The sequence below is a fragment of the Flavobacterium sp. Root935 genome (assembly GCF_001429295.1).
In the GTDB taxonomy this organism is placed as follows: domain Bacteria; phylum Bacteroidota; class Bacteroidia; order Flavobacteriales; family Flavobacteriaceae; genus Flavobacterium.
Genome location: NZ_LMJL01000012.1, coordinates 800,340 through 827,075 on the forward strand (window position 1 = coordinate 800,340; position 26,736 = coordinate 827,075).

26 protein-coding genes are annotated in these 26,736 nt (G+C 33.8%); 19 read left to right on the forward strand and 7 right to left on the reverse strand.

Features of this window, described 5'->3' with window-relative positions; translation table 11 throughout:
- Positions 1 to 187: 187 nt before the first annotated feature.
- Both ASE40_RS18205 and ASE40_RS18210 read right to left on the reverse strand, forming a co-directional pair.
- Complete coding sequence (locus ASE40_RS18205; RefSeq protein WP_057118546.1) at positions 188 to 1,234, reverse strand: RluA family pseudouridine synthase; 1,047 nt, start codon at positions 1,232 to 1,234, stop codon at positions 188 to 190.
- Positions 1,224 to 1,844 (reverse strand): PASTA domain-containing protein, encoded by a 621-nt coding sequence (locus ASE40_RS18210; RefSeq protein WP_057118547.1) that lies wholly within the window; start codon positions 1,842 to 1,844, stop codon positions 1,224 to 1,226. The genes ASE40_RS18205 and ASE40_RS18210 overlap by 11 nt, the downstream gene beginning before the upstream one ends.
- Positions 1,845 to 2,103: 259 nt before the next feature.
- Between ASE40_RS18210 and ASE40_RS18215 the strand changes: the two genes are divergently transcribed.
- From ASE40_RS18215 to ASE40_RS18235, 5 genes are all read left to right on the forward strand, one after another.
- The gene (locus ASE40_RS18215; protein WP_057118548.1) at positions 2,104 to 3,075 is read left to right on the forward strand and encodes a D-alanine--D-alanine ligase; all 972 of its coding nucleotides are present in this window, start codon (positions 2,104 to 2,106) and stop codon (positions 3,073 to 3,075) included.
- Positions 3,076 to 3,223: 148 nt separating this feature from the next.
- Complete coding sequence (locus tag ASE40_RS18220) at positions 3,224 to 3,916, forward strand: DUF421 domain-containing protein (RefSeq protein WP_057118549.1); 693 nt, start codon at positions 3,224 to 3,226, stop codon at positions 3,914 to 3,916.
- A gap of 53 nt (positions 3,917 to 3,969) precedes the next feature.
- Entirely contained in the window at positions 3,970 to 4,428 is a 459-nt protein-coding gene (gene coaD / locus ASE40_RS18225; RefSeq protein ID WP_057118550.1) for a pantetheine-phosphate adenylyltransferase, read from the forward strand.
- A gap of 62 nt (positions 4,429 to 4,490) precedes the next feature.
- Entirely contained in the window at positions 4,491 to 5,384 is an 894-nt protein-coding gene (locus ASE40_RS18230; RefSeq protein WP_128414994.1) for a hypothetical protein, read from the forward strand.
- A 113-nt stretch (positions 5,385 to 5,497) separates the two neighbouring features.
- Entirely contained in the window at positions 5,498 to 6,076 is a 579-nt protein-coding gene (locus tag ASE40_RS18235) for a PhnA domain-containing protein (RefSeq protein WP_057118552.1), read from the forward strand.
- 263 nt (positions 6,077 to 6,339) lie between these two features.
- On the opposite strand, the gene ASE40_RS18240 is transcribed toward ASE40_RS18235, so the two are convergent.
- Both ASE40_RS18240 and ASE40_RS18245 read right to left on the reverse strand, forming a co-directional pair.
- Positions 6,340 to 6,783: a hypothetical protein gene (locus ASE40_RS18240; RefSeq protein WP_057118553.1), complete on the reverse strand. Its 444-nt coding sequence runs from the start codon at positions 6,781 to 6,783 to the stop codon at positions 6,340 to 6,342.
- Between the two features lie 191 nt (positions 6,784 to 6,974).
- On the reverse strand, positions 6,975 to 8,339 hold the full coding sequence (locus ASE40_RS18245; RefSeq protein WP_057118554.1) for a DEAD/DEAH box helicase: 1,365 nt from the start codon (positions 8,337 to 8,339) through the stop codon (positions 6,975 to 6,977).
- Between the two features lie 229 nt (positions 8,340 to 8,568).
- Here ASE40_RS18245 and ASE40_RS18250 point away from each other — a divergent pair, with 229 nt between their 5' ends.
- On the forward strand, positions 8,569 to 10,296 hold the full coding sequence (locus tag ASE40_RS18250; protein WP_057119848.1) for a M14 family metallopeptidase: 1,728 nt from the start codon (positions 8,569 to 8,571) through the stop codon (positions 10,294 to 10,296).
- 363 nt (positions 10,297 to 10,659) lie between these two features.
- On the forward strand, positions 10,660 to 11,400 hold the full coding sequence (locus ASE40_RS18255; RefSeq protein WP_057118555.1) for a DUF6882 domain-containing protein: 741 nt from the start codon (positions 10,660 to 10,662) through the stop codon (positions 11,398 to 11,400).
- A 135-nt stretch (positions 11,401 to 11,535) separates the two neighbouring features.
- On the opposite strand, the gene ASE40_RS18260 is transcribed toward ASE40_RS18255, so the two are convergent.
- Positions 11,536 to 12,189 carry an NUDIX hydrolase gene (locus ASE40_RS18260; RefSeq protein WP_057118556.1) on the reverse strand — a complete coding sequence of 218 codons (654 nt, stop codon included), beginning with the start codon at positions 12,187 to 12,189 and terminating at the stop codon, positions 11,536 to 11,538.
- A gap of 7 nt (positions 12,190 to 12,196) precedes the next feature.
- On the opposite strand from ASE40_RS18260, the gene pyrE reads away from it, so the two are divergent.
- Positions 12,197 to 12,844: an orotate phosphoribosyltransferase gene (gene pyrE, locus ASE40_RS18265; RefSeq protein WP_057118557.1), complete on the forward strand. Its 648-nt coding sequence runs from the start codon at positions 12,197 to 12,199 to the stop codon at positions 12,842 to 12,844.
- Between the two features lie 194 nt (positions 12,845 to 13,038).
- A complete protein-coding gene (locus ASE40_RS18270; RefSeq protein WP_057118558.1) occupies positions 13,039 to 13,431 on the forward strand; it encodes a hypothetical protein in 393 nt (130 codons plus the stop codon).
- A 209-nt stretch (positions 13,432 to 13,640) separates the two neighbouring features.
- Here the strand turns inward: ASE40_RS18270 and ASE40_RS18275 are convergent, their stop codons facing one another.
- Positions 13,641 to 14,369, reverse strand: coding sequence for a biotin--[acetyl-CoA-carboxylase] ligase (locus ASE40_RS18275; RefSeq protein WP_057118559.1), 729 nt, complete (start codon positions 14,367 to 14,369; stop codon positions 13,641 to 13,643).
- Positions 14,370 to 14,463: 94 nt separating this feature from the next.
- On the opposite strand from ASE40_RS18275, the gene rsfS reads away from it, so the two are divergent.
- From rsfS to ASE40_RS18315, 8 genes are all read left to right on the forward strand, one after another.
- Positions 14,464 to 14,835, forward strand: a complete 372-nt coding sequence (gene rsfS, locus ASE40_RS18280) for a ribosome silencing factor (RefSeq protein ID WP_007809313.1) — start codon at positions 14,464 to 14,466, stop codon at positions 14,833 to 14,835.
- Between the two features lie 15 nt (positions 14,836 to 14,850).
- The gene (gene ftsH / locus ASE40_RS18285) at positions 14,851 to 16,776 is read left to right on the forward strand and encodes an ATP-dependent zinc metalloprotease FtsH (RefSeq protein WP_057118560.1); all 1,926 of its coding nucleotides are present in this window, start codon (positions 14,851 to 14,853) and stop codon (positions 16,774 to 16,776) included.
- 117 nt (positions 16,777 to 16,893) lie between these two features.
- Positions 16,894 to 17,499 carry a hypothetical protein gene (locus tag ASE40_RS18290; protein ID WP_057118561.1) on the forward strand — a complete coding sequence of 202 codons (606 nt, stop codon included), beginning with the start codon at positions 16,894 to 16,896 and terminating at the stop codon, positions 17,497 to 17,499.
- A 1-nt stretch (position 17,500) separates the two neighbouring features.
- Positions 17,501 to 18,391, forward strand: coding sequence for a phosphatidate cytidylyltransferase (locus ASE40_RS18295; protein ID WP_057118562.1), 891 nt, complete (start codon positions 17,501 to 17,503; stop codon positions 18,389 to 18,391).
- Positions 18,381 to 19,034 (forward strand): phosphatidylserine decarboxylase family protein, encoded by a 654-nt coding sequence (locus ASE40_RS18300; protein WP_057118563.1) that lies wholly within the window; start codon positions 18,381 to 18,383, stop codon positions 19,032 to 19,034. The genes ASE40_RS18295 and ASE40_RS18300 overlap by 11 nt, the downstream gene beginning before the upstream one ends.
- Entirely contained in the window at positions 19,035 to 19,304 is a 270-nt protein-coding gene (locus ASE40_RS18305) for an acyl-CoA-binding protein (RefSeq protein ID WP_057118564.1), read from the forward strand.
- Positions 19,305 to 19,312: 8 nt separating this feature from the next.
- Positions 19,313 to 20,092: a superoxide dismutase gene (locus ASE40_RS18310; protein WP_057118565.1), complete on the forward strand. Its 780-nt coding sequence runs from the start codon at positions 19,313 to 19,315 to the stop codon at positions 20,090 to 20,092.
- Positions 20,093 to 20,158: 66 nt separating this feature from the next.
- Positions 20,159 to 21,217, forward strand: a complete 1,059-nt coding sequence (locus ASE40_RS18315; protein ID WP_057118566.1) for a glycoside hydrolase family 130 protein — start codon at positions 20,159 to 20,161, stop codon at positions 21,215 to 21,217.
- 70 nt (positions 21,218 to 21,287) lie between these two features.
- Here the strand turns inward: ASE40_RS18315 and ASE40_RS18320 are convergent, their stop codons facing one another.
- Positions 21,288 to 23,159 carry an alpha-amylase family protein gene (locus ASE40_RS18320; protein WP_057118567.1) on the reverse strand — a complete coding sequence of 624 codons (1,872 nt, stop codon included), beginning with the start codon at positions 23,157 to 23,159 and terminating at the stop codon, positions 21,288 to 21,290.
- A gap of 294 nt (positions 23,160 to 23,453) precedes the next feature.
- Between ASE40_RS18320 and ASE40_RS18325 the strand changes: the two genes are divergently transcribed.
- Together ASE40_RS18325 and ASE40_RS18330 are read left to right on the forward strand one after the other, a co-directional pair.
- Entirely contained in the window at positions 23,454 to 25,118 is a 1,665-nt protein-coding gene (locus ASE40_RS18325) for an OstA-like protein (RefSeq protein WP_082586835.1), read from the forward strand.
- A 312-nt stretch (positions 25,119 to 25,430) separates the two neighbouring features.
- Complete coding sequence (locus ASE40_RS18330) at positions 25,431 to 26,624, forward strand: aspartate aminotransferase family protein (RefSeq protein ID WP_057118568.1); 1,194 nt, start codon at positions 25,431 to 25,433, stop codon at positions 26,622 to 26,624.
- The last annotated feature ends 112 nt before the right edge of the window (positions 26,625 to 26,736 follow it).

Here is a 26,736-nt window from a genome sequence, read left to right on the forward strand (position 1 = left end):
ACAAAGCATAACTGTAGAGACGCACTGCTGTGCGTCTCCACAAATATTCACAATGCGTTAGACGCACTGCGGTGCGTCTCTACAGAATATTGGAATGGTAAAACGAAAAAAGCTCCGAAAAGGAGCTTTTTCTATTTCATTTAGTTAAGGAAAAATTATCTAATTATCTAATTGACAAATTCCCTAATTAAGCATCTTCATCCTCGACATTATGCGACTTCACATAATTACGCCACTTCTCGATACAATCTTGAAAATCCTGTGGCAATTCTGTATCAAAACGCATTAATTCGCCAGTATTAGGATGAACAAATCCAAGAGTTTTGGCATGCAGTGCCTGACGCGGCAAAGCTTTAAAACAATTGTCTATAAACTGTTTATATTTTGTAAAAGTTGTTCCTTTTAAGATTAAATGTCCGCCATAACGTTCATCATTAAACAACGGATGTCCGATGTGTTTCATGTGCGCACGAATTTGATGCGTTCTTCCCGTTTCCAGTTTACAAGAAATCAAGGTAACATAACCAAAACGTTCCAAAACTTTATAATGTGTAATCGCAGGTTTTCCAATTTCAGGATCGTCAAAAACCGCCATTTGCATGCGGTCTTTTAAGTGTCTTGCCAGATTTCCTTCAATGGTACCGCTTTCAGCCACAACATTTCCCCATACAAGGGCAATATATTCACGTTCAGTCGTTTTAGCTTCAAATTGTTTTGCTAAATGTGTCATTGCAGCTTCTGTTTTAGCCACAACCAAAAGACCAGAAGTATCTTTATCAATACGGTGCACCAAACCTGGACGTTCACTGCTATTCATTGGCAGATTATCAAAATGATGTGCCAAGGCATTTACCAAAGTTCCGGTGTAATTTCCGTGACCTGGGTGTACAACCATTCCCGGCTCCTTATTGATCAATAAAAGAGCATCATCTTCATAAACAATATTCAGCGGAATATCTTCAGGAAGAATATGATTTTCAAACGGCGGATGCGATAACATAACCGTAATCACATCAAAAGGTTTTACTTTATAATTTGATTTTACCGGAATATCATTTACAAAAATGTTTCCTTCAGTTGCTGCGTTCTGGATCTTATTGCGCGTAGCATTCTGAATCAAATTCATTAAATATTTGTCAATACGCAAAAACGCCTGACCTTTAGGTACTTCAAATCTGTAATGCTCGAATAATTCGTCTTCCAGATCTAAATTTTCTTCAATATTATTGTTCATCTTGTGGGGTTTCTGCAGGCTCAGTTGCTGTACTGTCTGCCTGACTTTCATCTACATAGCTTGCTTTTCCGTCACCTAAAACCAAATCGATTTTAGACGCTTTCAATACGCGGTCTCCTACTTTTAAATTTCTGCCTTTTAAACGCATTTCCAATACCATATCTTTTCCAAGATTCGGAATATAAGTAATAGTTCCTGGCTCAAGTCCTAAAGCTTTTAAAGTCGGAACTGCTTCACGATACGTTTTCTCGATCAAATCAGGAATTTTAACAGAAGAAAAGCCTGAAGCATTAATCTTAATATAAATTTTTCTTCCCACTTTTACTTTAGTTCCCGGCAGCGGATCCTGCTCAACAACACTATATTTTGGGAATTCACTTCTGTAATCAACACTGTCCAGCAGTACGTAGTCTAAATCCAGTTCATCCAATTTCTCTTCTACTTGTTCCTCAGTCAGTTTAGACAAATTCGGAACAGCTATTTCATGTCCGTGATCAGTTGTAAAAGTCAACCAATGCATAAATAAATAACCAATAACCGCAATGATAGCTGCGGCCGCAAGCAATTGCAAGAAAAAAACTCGGCTTGTTAAATACTGACGTAAACTCATAAATTTATTTTTAATAGCGACAAAGATAAAGTATTTCGTTTCAAAAAAAATGATAATTTTGTTTAAAACAAGAATGCAAGAAATTGTTTGACTGAGCGAAGTCGAAGTCCCGTTTGCCGAATTACTTTGCGGGGACTTCGACTTCGCTCAGTCTGACAAATATAACGAACAAACATAATTCGTAAAAATTAGTACAATTAGAAACAAAAACAATAAAATCGATTAAATAACAAAAACGATTAAACAAATAAACAATAAAATGAAAAACATTGCCATCATCATGGGCGGATATTCAAGCGAATACAAAATTTCGCTGATCAGCGGAAACGTTGTATACCAATATCTTGATAAAACAAAATACAACGGATTTCGAATTCACATTTTCAAAGAAAAATGGGTTTATGTAGACCAAAATGATGCCGAATTCCCAATCGATAAAAATGACTTTTCAGTAACAGTAAACGGAGAAAAAATCACTTTTGATTGTGTTTTCAACGCAATTCACGGAACTCCAGGCGAAGACGGATTAATGCAGGCATATTTCGAATTAATCGGCATGCCGCAATCTTCTTGCGATTATTACCAATCTGCACTTACATTCAATAAAAGAGATTTATTATCGGTTTTAAAACCATACGGAATCAAAACGGCAATCTCTTATTATTTGAACAAGGGAGACGAAATCAATACAGCTGAAATTGTTAAAAAAGTTGGACTTCCATGTTTCGTTAAACCAAACAAAGCAGGTTCAAGTTTTGGAATTTCTAAAGTAAAAACCGAAGCTGAACTGCCAATTGCAATCGAAGTGGCGTACAAAGAAGACAATGAAATCATCATAGAAAGTTTCCTTGACGGAACTGAAGTTTCTGTGGGCGTAATTAATTATAAAGGTGAAATTAAAGTTTTACCAATGACTGAAATCGTTTCAGAAAATGATTTCTTTGATTACGAAGCTAAATACGAAGGAAAATCGCAAGAAATAACACCCGCGAGAATCTCAGACGAATTAACTCAAAAAGTCGGAGAAACAGCAAAACGCGCTTACGAAGTTTTAAAAATGAAAGGTTTCTCAAGAAGCGAATTTATCATCGTAGACAACGAACCGTACATGCTGGAAATGAATACTATTCCAGGTTTAACGACAGAAAGTTTGATTCCGCAGCAATCAAAAGCCGCTGGAATTTCTCTAGAAGATTTATTTACCAATGCGATTGAGTTAGCTCTAGCTTAAAAAAGATACTAAGGTTCTGAGATGCTAAGTTACTAAGATCTCAGAACCTTATTTTTTATGTCAGGCTGAGTGAAGTCGAAGTCACCAAAAGCTTAAACCTAAAAACTTAGAAAATTAGCATCTCAGAACCTTAGAACCTTAAAAAAAAATGAAAGAAATCTTTGAATGGAATAGATTGTTATTTAACGAATTACCCCAGATTTTCCTTCTGGAAGTAATATTTCGTTCAACGGTTATGTTTACTATTTTACTGCTTACATTAAAGTTAGCTGGTAAAAGAGGAGTAAAACAATTATCTATATTCGAAACCGTAATTGTTATTGCGCTTGGTTCGGCCGCCGGCGATCCAATGTTTTATGAAGATGTCGGAATAATACCGGCAGCGATTGTTTTCTTAGTTATCATTATCCTATATCGCGGTGTAACATGGCTTACTGGAAAGAGTAAAAAATTCGAGGAATTTATAGAAGGCAAAACCGAATGCTTAATCAATGACGGAAAATTTTCTATCTCAACTTTTAAAAAAGAATCTTTGGCTCAGGACGAATTTTTCTCTGAATTAAGAATCAAATCCATTGAACATTTAGGACAAGTTAAACATGCTTTTATAGAAACAAGCGGAGAAATAAGCGTCTTTTTTTACAAAGATGAAGAAGTGAAACACGGACTTCCTATTTTGCCTTTACTTTTCCATCAAAAAAGTAAAAACATTCTAAGTGACGGAATTTATTCCTGCACTTTTTGCGGTCATACCGAAGAACAAAAAAAAGGAACCGCAAAATGTAAAATCTGTAAAAAAGACGAATGGGTTCCAGCAATAAAAACCCTTAGAATTACCTAAATAAAGATCAAAACTTAGAATCTTAGTAACTCAGAACCTTAGAACCTCAAAAAATGAGAAGAGCAATATTCCCCGGATCCTTTGATCCTATTACACTTGGACATGAAGACATTATCAAAAGAGGAATTCCTTTGTTTGACGAAATTGTAATTGCGATTGGTGTAAATGCCGAAAAAAAATACATGTTTTCATTAGAAGAAAGAAAGCGTTTTATTGAAGAAACTTTTAAAGACGAACCAAAAGTATCAGTTATCACTTATGAAGGTTTAACAATTGATCTGGCAAAAAAACTAAAAGCCAATTTTATTTTAAGAGGTCTTCGCAACCCAGCAGATTTCGAATTTGAAAAAGCTATTGCGCATACGAATAGAAAACTTTCTAAAATAGAAACAGTATTTTTATTAACTGCTGCAAGTACATCATTTATTAGTTCGAGTATTGTTCGTGATGTATTGCGTCATGGAGGTGAGTATGAAATGCTGGTTCCTGATGCGGTTCGGGTTAAAAAATAATTAAGAAAAATCATTTAAATTAGACAAAAAAAATAAGACAAATATTACAATTAAGAGGATTTATGAAAAAAATAGTTTTGATATTGTTATTAATGTCTATTAATAATAATTTATTTTCTCAAAGCGTTATTGCAACAGTATTGAGCGGTTCACATTTAATACTTACCACTGACTGGAGTAAATTTAGTACTAAAAGCATAATAGTAGAAAAAGTAGATGGGAGCAAAAGTAAAACTTATTACTTTTCAACTCCTAGGCCAATAAATCCTACTGCAATGTTTGTTGAAGGTCTGGAAAATGATTTTGAACAAGGTTCGCAAGTTAAGGTATATGTTTTAAAGCCAAAAGTAAGCGGAATAACATCAAATCAAATACAAGCAACTGTTGGTGCTGGAAACCATTTATTAAAAGTGATTGACTGGTCAATTTACAACAGCAATAATATACTGGTAGAAGAAACAAATGGTATGAATCAAAATATCTATAAATCAACCGGTAGAAATTATAATCCTACTGCAATGGCGGTTCCTAATATTGATCAAGATTATGCACAAGGAACAGCGGTAAATGTTTATATAATTGAAGATATCAATTTTCTGAATAACAATATTGGAGTAGGGACAAGCTCACCATCTTACAAACTGGATGTTTGCGGAACAATTAGAGCAAAAGAAATAAAAGTCGATTTATTGGGAGGATGCGATTTTGTTTTTGAAAAAGATTATAAACTTCTTGGATTAGACGAGCTTGAATCTTATGTAAATACAAACAAACATCTTCCAGAAATTGCATCTGAGAAAGAAATGATTGAAAATGGACTCAATATGAAAGATTTTCAACTTAAATTATTGCAAAAAATAGAAGAGTTAACACTTTACACAATTGAACAAAATAAAGAAATTAAAAATCTAAAAAAGAAAGTTAACTCGTTAGAATCTAAGTCGAAGAAAAAATAGATTTTAGTTATTGTTCTCTTTCTTCATCAGTAAACTAACATAAACACTAAACAATAAACTTGTAATCAAAACAAATTATAAGTAATTTCGCATTTTTAAACAAACAATAAATAATGAGCATCGAAAGAGAATTAAGCAAACGAAGCGGATCTAAATGTGAACTTTGCGGAAACGAAGAAAATCTAAAAGTTTATCAAGTACTGCCAACTCAAAAAGGCGGTATTGATGAAGCTATATTAGCCTGTAATACCTGTATTGACCAAATTGAAAATCCAGATAACGTAGAATTAAATCACTGGAGATGCCTTAACGACAGCATGTGGAATGAAAATGTTGCTGTGCAAGTTGTTGCTTGGAGAATGTTAAGCCGTTTGCGTGCTGCAGGATGGCCTCAGGAATTATTGGACATGATGTATTTAGATGAAGATACTCTCGCATGGGCACAAGCAACTGGCGAAGGCGAAGATGACGAAAATAAATTAGTTCACCGTGACAGTAACGGTGTAGTACTACAACACGGAGATTCTGTTGTTTTAATCAAAGATCTTAAAGTAAAAGGATCCAGCATGGTTGCCAAACAAGGAACTGCTGTGAGAAATATTCGTTTAGATCACGAAAACGCTGAATACATCGAAGGAAAAGTTGATGGACAGCAGATTGTAATTATAACGCAGTATGTGAAGAAGATTTAAATAAAGTTGCTAAGGTTCTGAGATGCTAAGATTCTAAGTTTTTTTTTAGAATACTCACTATTTAACCGCAAAGCACACAAAGATTTACGCAAAGTTCACAAAGTTTTATTCACAAAGCTTTGCGAACTTTGTGCTTTTAAAAGCCTTTAAATAAAAAAACTTAGCGAGCTTTGCGTTAAAATTAAAGACAAAGTTTATCAACCTGAAACTTGAAACAAAAAAGCCGTTCAAATAGAACGGCTTTTTATACATATATCGAAAAATTATTTTTGAAATAATTTATTGATTTGGTCTTTTACGAATGGCTCAGAAACGTTGTTTGTTGCTGCGTCTCTTTCTTTACCAGAAACCATAAACTGAACTGTAGATTTGTCTGGAACCACATTTCCTGTGTAGTGCAACCAAATGTAGTTGTTAGGTAACTCTAATTTGATATCGTACAACGGAGAAGCTGTAAATCCGCCCATGATAATGTTGTATAAAGAGTTATAAGCATTATCGATGTTCTTGAATGAAAATTTTCTCAAAGTCGAATCGTCATCACTTTGAACAATAGTGTAATACACAGTGTATTCGTCACCAATTTTCTGAATGTAGTTGTTATTTACTTTTCCTAATTTTTCTACAGGAACCGTTTCTAGAACCTTAACCTGTGCAAACGAAACAAAAGTAAAAAACAATGCGGCAAGAGTAATAATCTTTTTCATATAGTATTTGGGGTTACAATTTTACTGTAGCAAAAAAACATAGAAATATTGAAAAAACACCTATCAAATCATTATTTTTTTAACATAAAATTGTAAAACTTAGTTAAAGAATTCTAAACATCTGAAATACAAGGAGATAAATCCAAAGTCAAAAAAACTCTTTAATCAAATTATTCGCTCGTTTAGCATAACTAATATTTCCCTCTTTTCTCCTCTTCTTCTTTCTTGATGACATTTCGGGCAACCTCAATTTTGAACTTTTTGCCTTTCATCTTTTCGTCCTTAATATTTTTCAGAAGTTCTTTTACCTTATTGAATCTTACGGCTGCAAACGAAACAAAATCTTTCACTTCAATTAAACCTAAATCCTCTTTTTCTAATTTTCCCTTTTGAGAAAAGAAACCCACAATATCAAATTTATTTAGTTTTGTTTTCTTCCCGCCGCTGATATAAATAGTTTGAAATTGAGGCGGATTTGGCAGCGAAACTTTTCCTTCAACATTTAAAACTGCCATTTCATAATCAATATAATCTAATTGTTTTTCACTTTCGTGAATGATAACATAAGACGTTCCAGTTGCCTGCATACGCGCTGTACGCCCATTTCTATGCGTGAATTCGTCTTCTTTCAATGGGAGGTGATAATGAATGACGTGTTTCATTTCTGGAATATCCAAACCTCTAGCTGCTAAATCCGTTGTAACCAAATAGCTGACACTTCCATTTCTAAACTGAATCAAAGCACGTTCACGTTCGTCCTGATCCATTCCACCGTGATAATAAACCGAATAAATTCCTTTTTCGTTTAAAGTATCGCTGATACGTTCTGCAGCATCGCGATGGTTGCAGAAAATAATAGCCGATTCTGAATTTAAAGAACAAATTAAATTGAACAAACTCTGTAATTTATCTTTAGCTGGCGAAACCACCATTTTCATCGAGAGATTAGCTTTTTCTTCTTCCTCTGGAATAAAATCTAAAACTGTTGGATTTACAACGCGTGTGTATTTCGGAATTTCAATATCGGAAGTTGCCGAAACTAAAACCCTTTTATTGACTTTCGGTAATCTACCAATAATGAAAGACATTTGTTCGTGAAAGCCTAATTGAAGCGATTTATCGAATTCATCTAAAATTAAAGTTTGAATTTTATCGGTTCTAAAAGTGTCTCGGTCAATATGATCGGCAATTCTTCCTGGCGTTCCAATTAAAACCGCTGGCGGATTGCTTAAATTCTTGATTTCTGTGTCGATTGAGTGTCCGCCGTAGCAGATATTTACTTTGTACTGCGTTCCCATTTTTTTCCAAACTTGTTCGATCTGAAGTCCAAGTTCGCGGGACGGAACCAAAATCAAACATTGAACAGAAAGAATCTCAGGCTGCAACAATTCTAAAATTGGAAGCAAAAAAGCTAATGTTTTTCCAGATCCAGTTGGAGAAAGTAATAAGACGTTGTTTTCGTTTAAAATGGCATCTTGCGCCATTTCCTGCATTTCGTTCAGACTCTGAATCCCTAAATTCGAAAGTATATTGTTGGAATGGTGTTTTTTATTCATTTTGCAAAAGTAGGGAAAGTTTTTTAACCGCAAAGCACGCAAAGGTTTACACAAAGTTCGCAAAGTTTAAGTTCATAGCTTTGCGAACTTTACGTTTTTATAAAACCCATACATAAAAAACCTTGCGTGCTTTGCGGTAAAAAACACAAAGCTTATCAACTTGAAACCTGAAATTTGAAACTTTTAAACAAATAAAAAACTATATTTGATTTTGATTAAAACCAAAACCATGAAACTTTTTACCTTTTTCATTTCACTTTTCACCATTACCCTTTTCGCTCAAAACAACAAAAAATACGACACGTTTTTTGAGAAAGGAAACGGAAATCAATCGGCATCTTATCAGGAAAGTATCGCTTATTTTAAAATGCTCGCTGCCGATTTTCCAACTATTCAAATGAAAGAAATGGGACTGACAGATTCTGGAGAACCTTTGCATATGATTACCTTCAATCCTGACAAGGAATTTGATTTTGATAAAATACAGAAAACCAAAGCCGTTTTATTTGTGAATAACGGAATCCATGCGGGCGAACCTGACGGAATCGATGCAACCATGCAATTTTACAGAGATTTGGCAATTGGCAAACTGAAAGCACCTAAAAATACTGTTTTAGTTACCATTCCCGTTTATAATATTGGTGGTGCTTTAAACCGAAATTCGACAACTCGAGCAAACCAGGACGGACCAGAAATTTATGGTTTTAGAGGAAATGCGAGAAACTACGATTTGAATCGCGATATGATGAAATCTGACACAAGGAACACCAAAAGTTTTGTCGAAATTTTCCAAAAGATAAATGCCGATGTTTTTATTGACAATCACGTAAGTAACGGCTCAGATTATCAATACAAACTGACTTATATTATGACACAGCACAATAAACTCGGAACTGTTTTGGGCGATTTTATGAATAACGAAATGATGCCGGCTTTGGTCAAAGATCTTCAAAAGAAGAAAATTGAAACTACGCCTTATGTCGATTCATTTAAAGATACTCCAGACAAAGGTTTTGGACAATTTGTAGATAGTCCGCGATATACAACGGGTTACACTTCCCTATTCAATACAATTGGTTTTGTGGTTGAAACACATATGCTGAAAAAATACGCAGAACGCGTAAAAATGACTTACGAGTACATGAAGTCTACTATGGATTTTACCGATGCGAATTATCAAAAGATAAAAGATTTAAGAGTAAAGAATTTAGAACAATATCAGCCTAAAAAATCGTATACTTTAAAATGGGAATTGGACAGTACAAAAGCAACTACTTTTTCGTTTTTGGGATATGAAGCAGGCTACAAAAAAAGCGAAGCTACAACAGGAAATCGTTTGTATTATGACAGAAGCAAACCATACAAAAAAGATGTTCCGTATATCAAAGAATTCAAATCGGTAAAAGAAGTTGTTATTCCGTCTGCTTATATCATTCCGCGTGGTTATTGGAATATTATTGATCTTTTGAAAAACAATAATATTTCGTTCAGACAATTTAAAAACGACACTATTGTTGAGGTCGAAAGCTATAGAATTGCCGATTTTAAAACGTCTACTTCTGCTTATGAAGGACATTACCCGCACCGAAACACAACAGTAACTTCAAAAAAAGTTAAAATGAATTTTGCTAAAGGAGATTATTATGCCCCAACGAGCCAAAAAGGTGTAAAATACCTTCTAGAAGCTTTTGAACCAGAAGGCGTTGATTCTTTTTTTAATTGGAATTTCTTCGATCCTATTTTACAGCAAAAAGAACATTACTCAGAATATATTTTTGAAGATACTGCAGCGCAGCTTTTAAAAGAAAATCCAGCATTAAAAGCAGAATTAGAAACCAAAAAACAAAATGACCGCGAGTTTGCTAAAAGTGCTGAAGCGCAGTTAAATTGGATTTACAAGCATTCTGTTTATTATGAAAAGGCACATATGCAGTATCCTGTTTATCGTGTTTTGTAGATTTTTTTTTGATTGATGTGGTTTAAAAAGTCCCATATCGCAAAGAGAGAGACGTTTGTGACAGCATGGTAAATATATTCCGTAGGAATATCTCATCGGTAGAAAAAATAATATCATTATGCATTGTGTCCTGTAAGGACACCTGTTTACGGCATTATTACCTAGTTAATCAAACGTTCCGATGGAGCGTATATTCGGAATTCATTTTCTTTCTACCTACGAGACATTCCTACCTAATGAGTTTTTTAATTGCAAAGTTCAAAATTCACAAAGCAAGTATAAATTTAATTAACGTTTTTCTGACTTATCTTAAAAGTTATATATTTGAAAACATCAATTTAAAATTCTAAAAATCATAAAGAAATGGGACTATTCAACAATCTTTTTAAAAAGAAAGAAGAAAATACAGAATCAACTACTAATCAGCCAAACAATACTATAGACTTCACATCTGAAAATGATTTTTTAGAAAAATTTGGAGCAATTGCTTTGGAAAAACAAAGAAATCTATTTGAGATAACTGGTGGTCTTTCTTGGAATGTCGATATGAATAAAGAAGAAATAACTTTTGGAGATGATCTTACATTTCCGATGCAGGTTTTGGGTTCTTTTTCACATTCTTCAGAAACATGGCTTTGGATTTGGGACAACAAAGCGGGAGGTTATGCAGAATCTGTTATGAAGCAAGCTCTTTTGTTAAAGAAATACGGCGAAGAAAATAATATTGATTTATTAACAGTTGGAAAATTTGATGCTACTCAGAACGATTTACATCTAATAGGAATGATTGCTGTTGAGATGTTTAATGCAAGTGGTTATTATCTTGGAAATTACGGTCAAGGGAAGATGGTTGTTACCATTAAATCTGATGCAGTGGATAATGTTGAGAGCGAAGAATTAGCTCGAATTCTAACTGTTTTTCCAGAACTTATTTCAACATTTGAAATTCAAAACCACAAAAATGCTTTTACCAATTATCTTTCTCAAAAAGGTTATGAACTGACATCTAATGGAAATGAAATTAAAGCCGAAAAGAATGGAAATGTAATAAATGCGGTTTTTAATGATGATAATCTTTTGATAAAATTAAATGGTAATTCTTAATACGAAAGTGAAGTTCGCGTGAGGGATAGAGCCAAGCTACCGTAGTAGCGGCGAAAGCCCGACAGCAATAAAAAAAATACCCAATGAACGCAAAGTTGATTGGGTATTTTTTTTATTGGTGGCACGCCCCAATACTTAAATATCTGAATTTGGACCTGATCGATATGGAACAGGCGGTGCAATTTTTTCTACTCGAACTTCCTCTTCTTCAAACAACAATTTGATGTTTTCGTATGAGTTTTTAAGTGCTTCTTTGATTTGCTCTGGGTTTAGCCAAGCCACTTTTTCGATGCCTTCTTCTATTTGTCCGTGAGGAGTTCCCTCAAAATCTGAATGCATTTCGAACCAATGCGTGATTTTTAATTTGTATTTTCCGTTGCGTTTGAAAATATGATAGGTTTTTTGCAGTTTATTGATTATACGAAGTTTATTTACTCCAGTTTCTTCCTCTACTTCGCGCATGGCGGTTGCTTCAATGTCCTCGCCTTTCTCGATTCCGCCCTTTGGTAAATCCCATTTTCCGTTTCTAAAAATGAATAGAACCTCGCCTTTCTTGTTGTACACAAAGCCTCCGCCAGCTTTATTTACTGGAATTTTGGCTTTAAGGGTTTTCATTATTTCACTTTCGTCGGGATGATATAAAATAGCTTTTTGAATTTTATTTTGAAAAATTTTTATGATAAGCTGTTCGATATCAATGCTCTCCAACAAGAACAATTGGAAATCTGTTTCTTTCGAGATTTCATTTGTCAAAAAAAGTGGTTTGTCGTTTACAAAAACTTTATACATTTGTACTATGATTTTTAATAAAGATACTGCCGAAAAAACAGCCGAATTGCTTTTGCAAATAAATGCAATTAAATTGAATCCCGAAAATCCTTTTACATGGGCTTCTGGTTGGAAATCTCCTATTTATTGTGATAATAGGTTAATTCTTTCATTTCCGAGCATCAGAAACTATGTTCGTGATGAGTTTGCTAAGAACATCGAAAAACAATTTGGAAAACCCGATGTGATCGCTGGTGTTGCCACTGGAGCCATTGGAGTTGGAATTTTGGTTGCCGAAAGTTTAGGACTTCCATTCGTATACGTGCGTCCGGAACCTAAAAAACACGGAAGACAAAACCAAGTTGAAGGTTTTTTACAAAAAGGACAAAATGTTGTAGTTGTCGAAGATTTAATTAGTACTGGAAAAAGCAGTTTGATGGCTGTGGAAGCTTTAAGAAGCGAAGGTGCGAACATTAAAGGTATGGCGGCGATTTTTACATATGGTTTTGGCATTGCTGAAGAAAATTTTAAAGAAGCTAATATTGATTTATTCACTTTGAGCAACTACGAAAATTTATTAGACTTGGCGGTTCAAAAGCAATATATCACTGAAGATCAGCAATCGACTCTGCTGGAGTGGAATGAAAGCCCGTCAACTTGGGGACAAGAGGAGTAAATTTAGATTTTAGTCCCGAAGCCTCGGGATAGATTTTAGATTTTAGATTTTAGATTTTAGATTTTAGATTTTAGATTTTAGATTTTAGATTTNCTAAAAAATCGCTTCGCTCTTTTTTGGAATTTGGAATTTAAAAAATTGGAATTTATTTTTTTGCTCTTTGTCACTTTAAATAATAAAAAAATAAAAAATATATGAACTTAGAAAGTCCAAAAGTTACTGTTCAGAAATCAGCTCAAGATTTATTTGATCAATTGACTGATGTTAAGAATTTTGAAAAATTAATGCCTGATAATATCGCTAAATTTGAAGTGACTGGCGAAGACGCTTTTATTTTTGGATTGAAAGGGATGCCTGAAATCAAATTGAAAATGAAAGACAAAGTGGCTCCAAACAAAATTGTTTTGGGTGCAGCAAGTGACAAACCTCCGTTTACTTTGACTTCAAACATTGACAGCATTTCTGATTCTGAAAGTGCAGTTCAATTGTTTTTTGAAGGAGAGTTTAATGCTATGATGGCAATGATGGTTAAAGGACCAATCAGCAAATTCATCGAAACTCTAGCAAATAATATGAATAAGCTTTAATAATGGTTAATTATTAATTGTGAATTATAAATGAAAGGCCTGATTTTATTATCGGGCTTTTTTTTGAATGCCACGAAGGCGCTAAGGCACAAAGTTTTTTATTTCATGCAGATTCTACTCATTCAAACATATTTCTTTAAGTCATAAAACTTAGCGTCTTCGCTTTCAAAAAAAAACTTAGAATCTTAGCATCTCAGAACCTTAGCAACTTAGTAAAGCATTTTAACCTCCTTTATATCAAATTCTACAACAGAATCATCTTCTAATAAAACCTGCAATTTTCCAATTGGAGAAACGCCTTGAATGATTCCCATGAAATTTTGATCGTTGAGGTTTTTGAAAGGCATTGGAACTCCTTTTTTGAATAAAGAATTAAAATAATCGGTCCATAAATCTTTTGCAGAAGTCTGCCATGACTGTATTTTCTCCTTTATTTTTTCTACTATTAAAATTGCTAATTCTTCTTTATCAAAAGATTTACCTGAAATTACTGCTAGAGAAGATGCATTTGGCAAATCTGTATAATCGGTTTGATTTACATTCATTCCGATTCCGACAACTGACACAATCCTGCCATCGCTTTTTATGGTATTTTCGATTAGTATGCCAACCAATTTCTTATTGTATGACAGAATGTCGTTTGGCCATTTTATGCATATATCAGGAATATTTAACGATTTTAGCACTTCTGTAACTGCTAATGAAACAACGACACTTAAATTAAAGACTTGTTCGTTATTAAATAGAAAATCCTTTACCAATACACTCATAATTAAGTTTTTACCAGCTTCAGACTCCCACTTTCCTCCCATTTGTCCTTTGCCTTTTGTCTGATTTTCAGCTGTTACCACCGTAAAATTCTCTAGTTGATCCTGACTTGACAATGCTTTCAGGAAATCATTTGTTGAATCTATGGCATCGAGTTTGATTAGTTTCATTAAATAATTTAGATAACTTAATTTAATATTTTGTTAAGGTTCAAAAATAATCACAAAATTTGGTAACTTTACAAATTCACATATAAAATAATTCATGGCGAAAAAGACGATTAATAATGATGTTCTACTGGCGAACATAATCAAAGGGATTGAGGAAGTAAAAGGAAATGATATCGATATTCTTGACTTAAGAGAAATAGATACAGCTGTATGCGACTATTTTGTAATTTGCAACGGTAGCTCAAATACCCAAGTTAACGCCATCGTAAACTCAATTCAAAAAACAGTATCAAAAGACTTAAAAGATAAACCTTGGCACGTAGAAGGAACCGATAATGCAGAATGGGTTTTAATGGATTATGTACACATTGTAGTACATGTTTTCCAGAAACATATTCGCGAATATTACAATATCGAGAGCCTTTGGGGTGATGCCAAAATAACTACAATCGAAAATAAATACTAAAGAAACTTTCATTAAATGGCTAAAGATAATAATCCAAATCCGAATAAATTTAAAATAAGTCCTTGGTTAATATATACCGCAATACTTTTAGTTTTTTTATTTATAAGTTTTGCTACCGGAGGATCTAGCTTAAGCGAACCTGCTCAATTAACTTCTTCTAAATTCAACACGCTTTTAGAAAAAGGCCAGATTGAAAAAGTTATTGTGTACAACAAAGCTGAGGCTGAAGTATATTTAAATGCTGCGGCTCTTAAAGACCCGTCAAATAAAAAAGTTGCTGAAGATATTTTCAAACAGCCAAACAAAGGTCCGCACTATACGCTGGAAATTGGTAATGATCAAATATTTCAAACAAAACTTGAAAAAGCGGTTAGCGAGGGCAAACTGAAAGATTTTAATTTCCTTCAAAAAAACAATTGGAGCGATATTTTAATCAGCTTACTTCCTATCATCATCATTGTTGGTGTATGGATTTTCATCATGCGTAAAATGTCTGGCGGAGGTGCTGGAGGCGGCGGACAGATTTTCAATATCGGAAAATCTAAAGCCAAACTATTCGATGAAAAAACAGATATCAAAACTACGTTTAAAGATGTTGCTGGTTTAGAAGGTGCTAAAGAAGAAATTCAAGAAATTGTTGAATTCCTTAAAAACCCTGAAAAATATACCAATCTGGGAGGTAAAATTCCAAAAGGTGCTCTACTTGTAGGACCTCCAGGAACTGGTAAAACTTTATTGGCAAAAGCTGTTGCCGGTGAGGCTCAGGTACCTTTCTTCTCTTTATCAGGTTCAGATTTCGTTGAGATGTTTGTAGGAGTTGGAGCTTCACGTGTACGTGATTTATTCAAACAAGCAAAAGAAAAATCTCCCGCTATCATTTTCATCGATGAAATTGATGCTGTTGGTAGAGCAAGAGGAAAAAGCAATATGTCTGGCGGAAATGATGAAAGAGAAAACACTTTGAACCAATTACTAACAGAAATGGATGGTTTTGGGACAAACTCTAACGTAATTGTATTAGCTGCAACCAATAGAGCTGATGTCCTTGACAAAGCTTTAATGCGTGCAGGACGTTTTGACAGACAGATTTTTGTAGACTTACCAGATATTCGCGAAAGAGCTGAAATATTTAAAGTACATTTAGCTCCTATCAAAAAAGTTGAAGGTCTAGATTTAGATTTCTTAGCTAAACAAACTCCAGGTTTTTCGGGTGCAGATATTGCAAACGTTTGTAACGAAGCGGCCTTAATTGCTGCACGTAACAACAAAGCTGCTGTTGACAGACAAGATTTCCTTGACGCAGTTGACAGAATTATCGGTGGTTTAGAAAAGAAAAACAAAATTATAACTCCAGAAGAGAAAAGAGCAATTGCTATTCACGAAGCTGGACACGCAACTGTAAGCTGGATGTTAGAGCATGCTGCGCCGCTTATTAAAGTAACTATTGTACCTCGTGGACAAAGTTTAGGAGCTGCTTGGTATTTACCAGAAGAGAGACAAATCGTTAGAACAGATCAAATGTTAGACGAAATGTGTGCTACTATGGGTGGTAGAGCTGCAGAGAAAGTAACTTTCGACAGAATTTCAACTGGTGCTTTGAGCGATTTAGAAAAAGTAACGCGTCAAGCTCGTGCTATGGTAACGATCTACGGATTGAACGATAAAATCGGAAATGTTACTTATTATGATTCAACTGGACAAAGCGAGTATAACTTCTCGAAACCATATTCTGATGAAACAGCAAAAATTATTGATGCTGAAATTTCAGAGTTAATCGAAGGTCAATACCAGAGAGCGATTCAAATCTTAGAAGAAAACAAAGACAAACTAAATCAACTAGCTGATATTCTGATTGAAAAAGAAGTTATCTTTAAAGATGATCTAGAAAATATTTTTGGAAAACGAACTTTTGACAAAAATTTGGAAGAAGTAGTTTCATAAATAATTTACGAAATACGTAATAATTTTTTAAAATCTTAATTCAAAATACCCTTTTGAATTAAGATTTTTTTATCTTTGAACGTTTTCAATTAACATGTAAAGTATTTCATATAAAAAATGAATTTTTTCAAAAAAATATTTGGCTCAAGCGAAGCCGCTTCTGACGAAGAGAATGAAAGCGAATATGCAGGTACATCTGCACAGAACAGTCATTTATCTTTAGACGAGCAATTTATTTTCAATTTCAAAAAAAATGGAGGTAAGTTCTTGTACTGCGAAAACACTGAAGAAGTTGCTGAACAGTTTGAAAACATATTAGAAGAAAATGATTGGTTTGAAAGTGAAGTTTTGTGTTATGAGTCAGCTTTGTTTAGTTTATTAGAAGAAAATAAATTATTTTACATTGCTCCTTCTAAACCAAAATTTTTATTGGCAAGCTGTGAAAACCTTATTGCTGATGAAGGTTCAATTTTATTTTCATCAAAACAAATTAGACAAAATAAACCAAACGAATTACCTGCAAATATTGTTATTATAGCTACAACCAGCCAGATCCTTCCAATGAAAAGCGACGGATTGAGCGCTATAAAACGTAAATACGAAAGAGACTACCCTACTAATATCACTACCATAAAATATTTCGAAAAAGCCAAAGAAGAAGACTTTACGCAATACGGAAGTGTTGCCAAGAATCTTTATTTATTGCTTTTAGAAGATCTTTAAGATGAATGAAACACTGAAGAGAACCATTTCTGGTGCTGTTTATATCGCTTTATTACTAACTTCGATATTGTTTTCTACCGAAAGCTTCATTACACTTTTTGGTATTTTCTTAATTATCACTCTTTACGAATTTTCTAATCTCGTTAATTTAAACAAAGTATTTTCTATACTTTTTGGAATGTCAATTTATGCGGCAACAATTCTCATAAGCCATTACAACAAACAGACTAGTAAATTTATAAACGATACTTTTAATTCTAATATAACTTTAGAGACCAACATCAAACAGCTGGATTTAATTCTTTTGGCAGTTACACTAGTCGTTTCTATAAAATGTATCATATTCTTATTTTATGATTCAGTTCAAAAAATAAGCACTTCTTCAAAATATTTGTACCTGCTTGGCTATATTACACTTCCTTTTATTTTTATCGTTAAAATCTCATTCGGAACTAATGACTATAATCCGAAAATTATTCTTGGATTATTTGTTTTAATTTGGACTAATGATACTTTTGCGTATTTACTTGGAAAATCAATCGGTAAGCATAAATTGTTCGAACGTGTTTCTCCAAAAAAAACTATTGAAGGTTTTCTTGGCGGTGTTGTTTTTGCAGCTTTTGCAGGTTTTTTAATCTCAAAACTGTACATTCAGCCCAATCCTGAATTTAGCAATAAATCAATTTTAATCTGGACGATAATTGCTTTAATTGTAAGCATTTTTGGGACTATTGGAGATTTGATTGAATCCAAATTTAAAAGAATTGCAGGCGTAAAAGACAGTGGCTCGATAATGCCGGGACACGGAGGTATTTTAGATCGATTAGATAGTGTTATATTTGTAGCACCAATTATATTTTTATTTTATCAAATTTTATATTATGTTTCATAAAGAAGGAGGCCCGTCCATTTTATTAGGTGTAGTTTTTACAGTCGTTGTGGTTTTATTAGCCGAAAAATTTATTGATATCAATTGGCTTAGAACTCTAGTTCAAATTGCAGCGCTTTTAGTTTTGATCATTATCTTGCAATTTTTTAGAAATCCTAAAAGAATTGCAATTAAGAACAGCGATCATATCCTTGCTCCTGTTGATGGAAAAGTTGTGGTTATCGAAGAAGTTTATGAAGGAGAATATTTTAAGGATAAACGTTTACAGGTTTCTATTTTTATGTCTCCTATCAATGTTCACGTAACTCGTTACGCGATGGATGGTATCATTAAATTTAGCAAATACCACCCTGGAAAATTTCTTGTTGCATGGCATCCAAAAGCGAGTGAAGAAAACGAAAGAACTACTGTAGTTATCGAAAATGAAACATTTGGCGCTATTCTATACAGACAAATCGCTGGAGCATTGGCTCGTAGAATTGTAAATTACGCCAAAGAAGGAATGCAGGTTGTTCAAGGAACAGATGCTGGTTTCATTAAATTTGGATCAAGAGTAGATTTATTTTTACCTTTAGGTACACCTATCAACGTTGAATTGAATCAAAAAGCGATTGGTGGAAAAACAATTATTGCTACGAAAGCATAAATGGCTGAGAAAGATTTAGATATTCGCTTTGCGGAAGCTGTAGAAATTGCAATGACAATGACTCAGGCTTCACTGCCGCAAGATGTGCAGTTAAGACTTTACGCTTTTTACAAACAGGCAACTTTTGGTACAGCAGTTTACAATCAATCTGAAAATTTTGATTTGAGAGATGCGTTCAAAACTAATGCCTGGATGCAGATTAGTCATATGTCAATTGATGAGGCGAAAGAAAATTATATCGAGATCATTAACTCATTATCATCAAAATAAATAACATTATGAAGAAAAACGTTGTTCTATTTAGCACTTTAGCTTCATTTTTACTATTATTTTCCTGCAAAGAAGATAAGCTGACCGAAGTTGTTGAGGTTCCTCTTCCGACTAAAGAAGAAAAAATAACTATTGGTTCGCCAAATGATGTTAAAGCTGATCCCGGTTCTTTTGAAATGACAAAACTGTCCTTTAATTATGACGGTCTTGCACCTGCAATTCGAACTTTGACTTTAGAAACTCATTATTCTAAACATTATTTATCTTACACAAACAATTTTAATAAAGAAATTGTTTCTACAGAATTTGAGAATATGCCTATTGAGGATATTTTGAAAAAGATGGATTTAAATAATGCCAAACTTCGTCAAAATGCTGGAGGATATTACAACCATACGCTTTATTTTAATGTTTTAACTCCAAAAGAGCAAACTCCGAAAGATACTCTTGCCGGTTCTATTAATAAAGAATTTGGTTCTTTCAACAATCTAACGAATCAATTTAAAGCGCAGTCAGAAAAGCAATTTGGTTCTGGATGGGTTTGGTTAGTAGTTGACCGATATGGAAAACTTCAAATTACAACAACTCAGGATCAAGATAATCCGTTAATGAAAAATGCTTTGATTCCAGGAACGCCTATTTTAGGCATTGATCTTTGGGAACATGCCTATTATCTAGATTATCAAAACCGAAAAGGAAGTTATATTGATGCTTTTTATGAACATATTAATTGGGAAAAAGTAAACGAATATTATGTTGAAGCACTCAAAAAGGTTAAAAAAGTATAGAAAAAAAGCTGGTACGAATTAAGTATCAGCTTTTTTTTATACCTTTTATGTACTTATACGAAAATTATGAAAGATATTGCCAAGCGTTTTGCAGAAAATCCTATAATTTCACCATCAGATTTACCACCAAGCAGAGAAGGATTAGAAATAACTTGTTTACTTAATCCTGGCGTATTTCAATTTCAAAATAAAATCTGGCTTGCAGTAAGGGTTGCCGAAAGACCAACGCAAGCAGAAAACATTATCTCATTTCCTATACTTACAGAAACAGGTTTAATAGAAATTATAGAAATTCTTAAAGATCACCCCGAACTTATTGCCACAGATGCCCGTGTAATTAATTATCAGGGAATTGATTACCTAACTACTTTATCACATATACGCTTGCTATGCAGTGATGATGGAAAACAATTTTACGAACCTGAAAACTATCCCTATTTAGTTGGTGAAGGAATTCTGGAAACTTTCGGAATTGAAGATTGCCGCGTTTCTTTAATTGAAGGAAAATATTACCTGACATTTACTTCGGTATCTTCTAATGGTGTTGGAGTTGGTTTACGGACTACAACAGATTGGAGGAGCTTTCAAAAACACGGAATGATATTTCCTCCTCACAATAAAGATTGTGCGATTTTCGAAGAAAAAATAAACGGTTTATTCTATGCCTTACATCGTCCGAGCAGTGTAGATATTGGTGGAAATTATATTTGGATTGCTTCTTCTCCCGATGGTCTTCATTGGGGAAATCATAAATGTATTATTAAAACCAGAAAAGGCAATTGGGACAGTAAAAGGGTCGGCGCAGGTGCAGCACCAATAAAAACAGAATTTGGATGGCTGGAAATTTATCATGGAGCCAACGAATTTCACCAATACTGCTTAGGCGCTTTTTTAATGGATTTAGAAAATCCTTCAAAAGTAATTTCGAGAACAGAGACACCAATTATGTTTCCTAAAACAGATTACGAATTAAGCGGCTTTTTTGGCAATGTGGTTTTTACAAATGGTCATATCATAGAACCTGATGGAGACACTCTTACTGTTTACTATGGCGCTTCAGATGAATTTGTCTGCGGAGCTAAGTTTTCAATTAAAGAAATCCTTTCACTTCTAATAGAACTTTAAAAAAATAAACCTGCTTAGATTCAATAACTTCTAAGCAGGTCTTATTTTAAACATTTTTTTTAATTACTTCTTAGTTTACTTCATAAATAAATGATTCAGAAGGCTTTATTTTAACTCGTGCCGAACCTTCACCATTTTTGACTGTAAGGTAAGTTTTGCTTTCGGAATATAATTTATCTACAAGCACATAAGAACCATCTTTTAGATGCCATTTTGAGATAACTGTTGAAGGAATTTTTAAGTCAAATTCACTTTCTTTCTCAGAAGAGAAATTAGTAATTACAACCAATTTTTGTTTTTCAGACCAGCGAACATAAGAATACAACAAAGCATCATAACCTTCATTATTTTGGCGATTTGCAAATTGAATCTCTTCAAAACTTCCCATCAAAGCGCTGCTGTTAATGGTAAAATTCAATAACCGTTTGTAAAAATCACGAAGCTTTTTTTCAGAATCAGAAAGCTGTCCGCCGTCAAATTTTCCGTCGTTCATCCAACGCTGATGATTCGGAACTCCGATATAATCAAAAATAGACGTTCTGGAAGGTTTTCCAAAACCAGCATCTTCATTTCCCGCCTCTCCTACTTCTTGTCCAAAATAAATCATTGTCGGCGAAGTGCTTATAGTAGCTGAAACAACCATTAATGGCTTTCCTCTTTCTGGAGTTCCTGCAAAATCAGGACTTGCTAAACGCTGTTCATCATGATTATCCAAGAAATGAAGCATATGATGTTCGATATCCGACATTCTGTTTTGAATCTCGGTCAATTCATCTGGTGAAGATTTTCCTCGAATAACATCTTTCAATTTATCGTAAGTCTCTACTTTATCATATAAATAATCCATTTTTCCTAAACGAATGTAATTGCGGTATTCATTAGGGTTATAAACTTCTGCCAGTAAAAATGAATTGGGATTTTTCATTTTAATGGAAGAGTTCATATAACTCCAAAATTCGTACGGAACCATTTCTGCCATATCATAACGGAAACCATCAACTCCTTTTGCTGTCCAATACAAGGCAATATCTCTGAATTTCTTCCAAGAATCAGGCACATCTTTATCCTGCCAAAAAGCAAAATGCTCTTTATACGATTTCTGATCAAAACCAGCTGGAAGCTCAGGAAAATCTTTAGTTCCGTCAGGGCGCACGCCGTAATTTACTTTTACTGTTTCATACCAGTCATTTTGATCTGGTTTAATTTTACGAGATCCGTTTCCTGTCCATTTAGCCGGATTTTCATCAAACTTTCCATCAATAAGCGGATGTTTTTCTCCATTTAATGGAATATCGCCATCTGGAATTTCAAAATGTTCTTTTGGAATGTAGTAGAAATTATTATCTCGTTTGTATTCAACATTCACATCATCATCGGCACCAAAATCTTTTACTCCTGCTGGATTCGATTTTCCTTCGTATTTACGAGCAATATGATTGGGAACAATATCTATAATTACTTTTAAACCTGCATTATGTGTACGCTTAACCAATGCTTCAAATTCTTCTAAACGCTTCGCTGGGTTTTCGGACAAATCTGGATTTACATTATAATAATCCTTAACGGCATATGGAGATCCTGCACGTCCCTTAACTACTTCTGGATCATCATTTGATATTCCGTAAGCTGTATAATCACGTACCAGAGCATGATGCGGAACGCCGGTGTACCAAATATAAGTAACTCCTAAATCTTTTATTTCGTGTAGCGCTTTATCTGTAAAGTCATTAAACTTTCCAACACCATTTTCTTCTATGGTTCCCCAAGGTTTATTTGTTTTATTTTTATTTCCAAATAGGCGTGTAAAAACTTGATAGACTACAACCTTTTTTTCGGCTGCCGTTTCTTCTTTTGCTGTACTCATTTTTAATTCTTGTGTTTTACAAGCCGAAAGTAGTACAGTTAACGTAATTCCTGCTGTAATTAATCTTTTACTTATCATATAATTGCTGTGCTAACTAAATATAGTCTTTAAATTTTAAAGCTCCTCAATAGAACGCATTAAAAACTATTTTCTAAATGTAACTCATTTTTTAAAATTCAGAACCAACTCTTTTTAATTTGCATCATTTTGAAGTTGAAATAGCGCAACTACAACGTGAGAGTTGTATGTTTTGTTGAAAAAATAAATGAAGCAGAATTTGTCATTTGAAGTGTTGATGACTTATTATAAATTAATCCTAATAACAGTCATAGGTTGTAACCTTTTTTATAAATTTGACAAAAATTTAATCAGTTGAAGAAATCACTATTTTTCATATTTATTTGTCTGTCTTTTTTAAGCGTTCAATTTACTTTCGCGCAAGCAAAAAAAACTGCTAAGGCTCCAAAAACTATCGTTATTGAGAACGCTGATTTTTCTGATGTCGATCAGGTCAATGTTCCAGATGCGCTTTTACTAACAGGAAATGTAAAAGTAAATCATGACGGCGTTGTATTAACTTGTAATAAAGCCTATTTTTTTCAAAAAGAGAATTATTTAAAAGCTTTTGGAAATGTACAATTAGTACAGGGTGATACTTTATTTTTAAACAGTAAATATGCAGAATACAGCGGTAATGAAAAAAAAGCTTTTGCAACAGGAAATGCCGTCTTGACTTCACCAGATGCGACTTTGCAGACGGATACCATTAATTTTGACAGAAATATTCAAGAGGTTTTTTATAATACTAAAGGAACAATTGTAAACAAAGACAATACTTTGGTCAGTAAGTCTGGAAGATATTATGTGGAACAAAAGAAATTTCAGTTTTTAACGGAAGTTACTATTACAAATCCAAAATATGTAATCAAATCGAATCATTTGGATTATTACAGTAATTCTGGCCATACTTATCTTTTTGGCCCTTCAACAATTACGAGTAAAGCTAATTACATTTATACCGAAAAAGGATTTTACGATACGAAGAAAAACCTAGCTCATTTTCTGAGGAAATCCTATATTAAATATGACGATAGGCGTATAGAAGGAGATAGTTTATTTTATAATCGAAATACCGAATTTGCATCGGCAACTCGAAATGTAAAAATCACAGATTCTATAAATAAAGGAATTGTAAAAGGACATTATGCCGAACTTTACAAACTGAAAGATTCCATGTTTGTTACAAAAAGAGCCGTTGCAATCAATTTGGTTGAAAATGATTCCGTTTATATTCACGGACAAAAGCTACTGGTTACAGGAAAGGAAGGCGAAAGAATTTTAAGAGCTTTTAAAAATGTTCGTTTCTATAAAATAGATATGAGCGGAAAATGTGATTCTATACATTCTGACTCTAAAAGTGCTCTGACGAAGTTAATTGGAAATCCGATTTTATGGAACGGAGAAAGCCAAATCACAGGAGATGTGATGCATTTGATCGGCGATAATAAAACACGAAAAATAGATTCGTTAAAAGTTCTCAATAATACTTTTCTAATCTCCAAGGATACGCTCGGAACGGGCTATAACCAAGTAAAAGGACTCAATTTATTTGGAAAATTCAGGGATGGAAAACTGCATGATGTAGATGTCGTCAAGAATACCGAAGTTATTTATTTTATGCGGAATGATGCCAATGAATTGATTGGAATTAATAAAAATGTCAGCAGTAAAATCAATTTGATTTTAGAGAATAATGCTGTTGAAACTATTACTTTTTACAATAAAGTTGACGGCGATATTTTCCCTGAAGATGAACTTCCTGAAAACGCCCGAAAACTCCGAGGTATGGTTTGGCGAGGCGACGAAAGGATAAAATCTAAGGATGATATTTTCACCGCAGAAGATAATGAAATGAACGATAAACTGATTAAAGAAGGAAAAGACGAAGAAGAGAAAGGAAAAGATACTCCAATGAAAGTGCGAAAAGAAACTTTGAATTACGATAAGAAAAAGCCTGCGGTTAAGAGCAGTAAGTAAGCGGTCAGTATTCAGTCGCAGTTTTCAGTATCACTCACTGTTTAGAGTTCTTTGCGATTTTTTAGTCGTAGTAAGAGTTTGCAGTACTTTACGAATTATTATTTTCTAAAAGTTAACCTAAGCGTAAAGTTAAAAAACCTTTGCAACTCTGAACCTTAAAAAAGTTTTTAGTCGCAGTAGCAGTTTACAGTCTTTTGCGAATTATGAACTCACAAAAGTTAACCTAAGCGTAAAGTTAGAAAACCTTAGAACCTCAGTACCTTTGCTACTTTGAAACTTAGAAAACCTTTGCAACTTTGAACCTTAAAAAAAATGAATCCAGATTTTATAAAATACCAGGCACAAACTTCTCCTTACCCATTAGGAATGGAAGTTTCGCACGCCATCGGATCTTACATATACGACACCAACGATAAAAAATATTTAGATTTTGTAGCCGGCGTTTCGGCTTGTACTTTAGGACATCAACATCCGAGAGTTAATCAAGCTATCAAAGATCAATTGGATAAATATTCGCATGTAATGGTTTATGGAGAATATTCGCAAAGCCCTGCAGTTCAATATTGCAAACTAATGGCTTCTCTCCTACCAGAATCTTTAAATAAAACCTATTTAGTCAATTCTGGAACAGAAGCAATAGAAGGCGCTTTAAAATTGGCCAAAAGAACCACAGGACGCAGTCAGCTTATTTCTTGTAATAATGCTTATCATGGTAACACAATGGGTTCTATGAGTGTTATGGGATTTGAAGAACGCAAACAGGCTTTCAGACCTCTGCTTCCAGATGTTGATTTTATCACTTTTAATAACGAAGAAGATTTACAAAAAATAACAACCCGAACTGCCGCAATTCTTTTAGAAACTATTCAAGGAGGCGCAGGATTTATTCAGCCGGAAAACAATTTTCTGCAAAAAGTCCGAAATCGCTGCGATGAGGTTGGAGCTTTGATGATAGTAGATGAAATCCAGCCAGGTTTTGGGAGAACTGGTAAACTATTTGGTTTTCAGAATTATGACGTTGTTCCTGATATTGTTGTCATGGGTAAAGGTATGGGCGGCGGAATGCCGGTTGGTGCTTTTACTGCTTCTGCAGAAAGAATGGATCTTCTTACCGAAAATCCAAAATTAGGGCATATAACCACTTTTGGAGGCCACCCTGTCATTGCGTCAGCTTGTTTGGCTACTTTGCAGGAATTAACTGAAACAAATTTAATGGCAGAAACACTGGAGAAGGAAAAACTCTTCAGATCGCTTTTGGTACATCCTTTGATAACAGAAGTTAGAGGAAAAGGATTAATGCTGGCTGCAATGACAGAATCGGCAGAAATTACCAACGAAGTCATTTTAAGCTGTCAAGACAAAGGTCTTATATTATTCTGGCTTTTGTTTGAAGGATGTGCTATAAGAATTACACCTCCTTTGACCATCTCAGAAGATGAAATTAAAGAAGGCTGTGCAATTATTTTAGAAGTTATGGATGAAGTAATGAAAAAGAATAACAAATAAAAAACGCACTTCTTTTAACTACTTAAGAAACATTAAGTTATATTTAATTCGATTAGATTAAAGTAAAAACTTTCCAGCATTAATTAAAAAAAGAATAAAACCGAAGTTAATC

Bases quoted from the DNA above. Each gene is read 5' to 3' on its own strand.
- ASE40_RS18205 (WP_057118546.1), bottom strand. From the start codon at position 1,234: ATGAACAATAATATTGAAGAAAATTTAGATCTGGAAGACGAATTATTC.
- ASE40_RS18210 (WP_057118547.1), bottom strand. From the start codon at position 1,844: ATGAGTTTACGTCAGTATTTAACAAGCCGAGTTTTTTTCTTGCAATTG.
- ASE40_RS18215 (WP_057118548.1), top strand. From the start codon at position 2,104: ATGAAAAACATTGCCATCATCATGGGCGGATATTCAAGCGAATACAAA.
- ASE40_RS18220 (WP_057118549.1), top strand. From the start codon at position 3,224: ATGAAAGAAATCTTTGAATGGAATAGATTGTTATTTAACGAATTACCC.
- coaD (WP_057118550.1), top strand. From the start codon at position 3,970: ATGAGAAGAGCAATATTCCCCGGATCCTTTGATCCTATTACACTTGGA.
- ASE40_RS18230 (WP_128414994.1), top strand. From the start codon at position 4,491: ATGAAAAAAATAGTTTTGATATTGTTATTAATGTCTATTAATAATAAT.
- ASE40_RS18235 (WP_057118552.1), top strand. From the start codon at position 5,498: ATGAGCATCGAAAGAGAATTAAGCAAACGAAGCGGATCTAAATGTGAA.
- ASE40_RS18240 (WP_057118553.1), bottom strand. From the start codon at position 6,783: ATGAAAAAGATTATTACTCTTGCCGCATTGTTTTTTACTTTTGTTTCG.
- ASE40_RS18245 (WP_057118554.1), bottom strand. From the start codon at position 8,339: ATGAATAAAAAACACCATTCCAACAATATACTTTCGAATTTAGGGATT.
- ASE40_RS18250 (WP_057119848.1), top strand. From the start codon at position 8,569: ATGAAACTTTTTACCTTTTTCATTTCACTTTTCACCATTACCCTTTTC.
- ASE40_RS18255 (WP_057118555.1), top strand. From the start codon at position 10,660: ATGGGACTATTCAACAATCTTTTTAAAAAGAAAGAAGAAAATACAGAA.
- ASE40_RS18260 (WP_057118556.1), bottom strand. From the start codon at position 12,189: ATGTATAAAGTTTTTGTAAACGACAAACCACTTTTTTTGACAAATGAA.
- pyrE (WP_057118557.1), top strand. From the start codon at position 12,197: ATGATTTTTAATAAAGATACTGCCGAAAAAACAGCCGAATTGCTTTTG.
- ASE40_RS18270 (WP_057118558.1), top strand. From the start codon at position 13,039: ATGAACTTAGAAAGTCCAAAAGTTACTGTTCAGAAATCAGCTCAAGAT.
- ASE40_RS18275 (WP_057118559.1), bottom strand. From the start codon at position 14,369: ATGAAACTAATCAAACTCGATGCCATAGATTCAACAAATGATTTCCTG.
- rsfS (WP_007809313.1), top strand. From the start codon at position 14,464: ATGGCGAAAAAGACGATTAATAATGATGTTCTACTGGCGAACATAATC.
- ftsH (WP_057118560.1), top strand. From the start codon at position 14,851: ATGGCTAAAGATAATAATCCAAATCCGAATAAATTTAAAATAAGTCCT.
- ASE40_RS18290 (WP_057118561.1), top strand. From the start codon at position 16,894: ATGAATTTTTTCAAAAAAATATTTGGCTCAAGCGAAGCCGCTTCTGAC.
- ASE40_RS18295 (WP_057118562.1), top strand. From the start codon at position 17,501: ATGAATGAAACACTGAAGAGAACCATTTCTGGTGCTGTTTATATCGCT.
- ASE40_RS18300 (WP_057118563.1), top strand. From the start codon at position 18,381: ATGTTTCATAAAGAAGGAGGCCCGTCCATTTTATTAGGTGTAGTTTTT.
- ASE40_RS18305 (WP_057118564.1), top strand. From the start codon at position 19,035: ATGGCTGAGAAAGATTTAGATATTCGCTTTGCGGAAGCTGTAGAAATT.
- ASE40_RS18310 (WP_057118565.1), top strand. From the start codon at position 19,313: ATGAAGAAAAACGTTGTTCTATTTAGCACTTTAGCTTCATTTTTACTA.
- ASE40_RS18315 (WP_057118566.1), top strand. From the start codon at position 20,159: ATGAAAGATATTGCCAAGCGTTTTGCAGAAAATCCTATAATTTCACCA.
- ASE40_RS18320 (WP_057118567.1), bottom strand. From the start codon at position 23,159: ATGATAAGTAAAAGATTAATTACAGCAGGAATTACGTTAACTGTACTA.
- ASE40_RS18330 (WP_057118568.1), top strand. From the start codon at position 25,431: ATGAATCCAGATTTTATAAAATACCAGGCACAAACTTCTCCTTACCCA.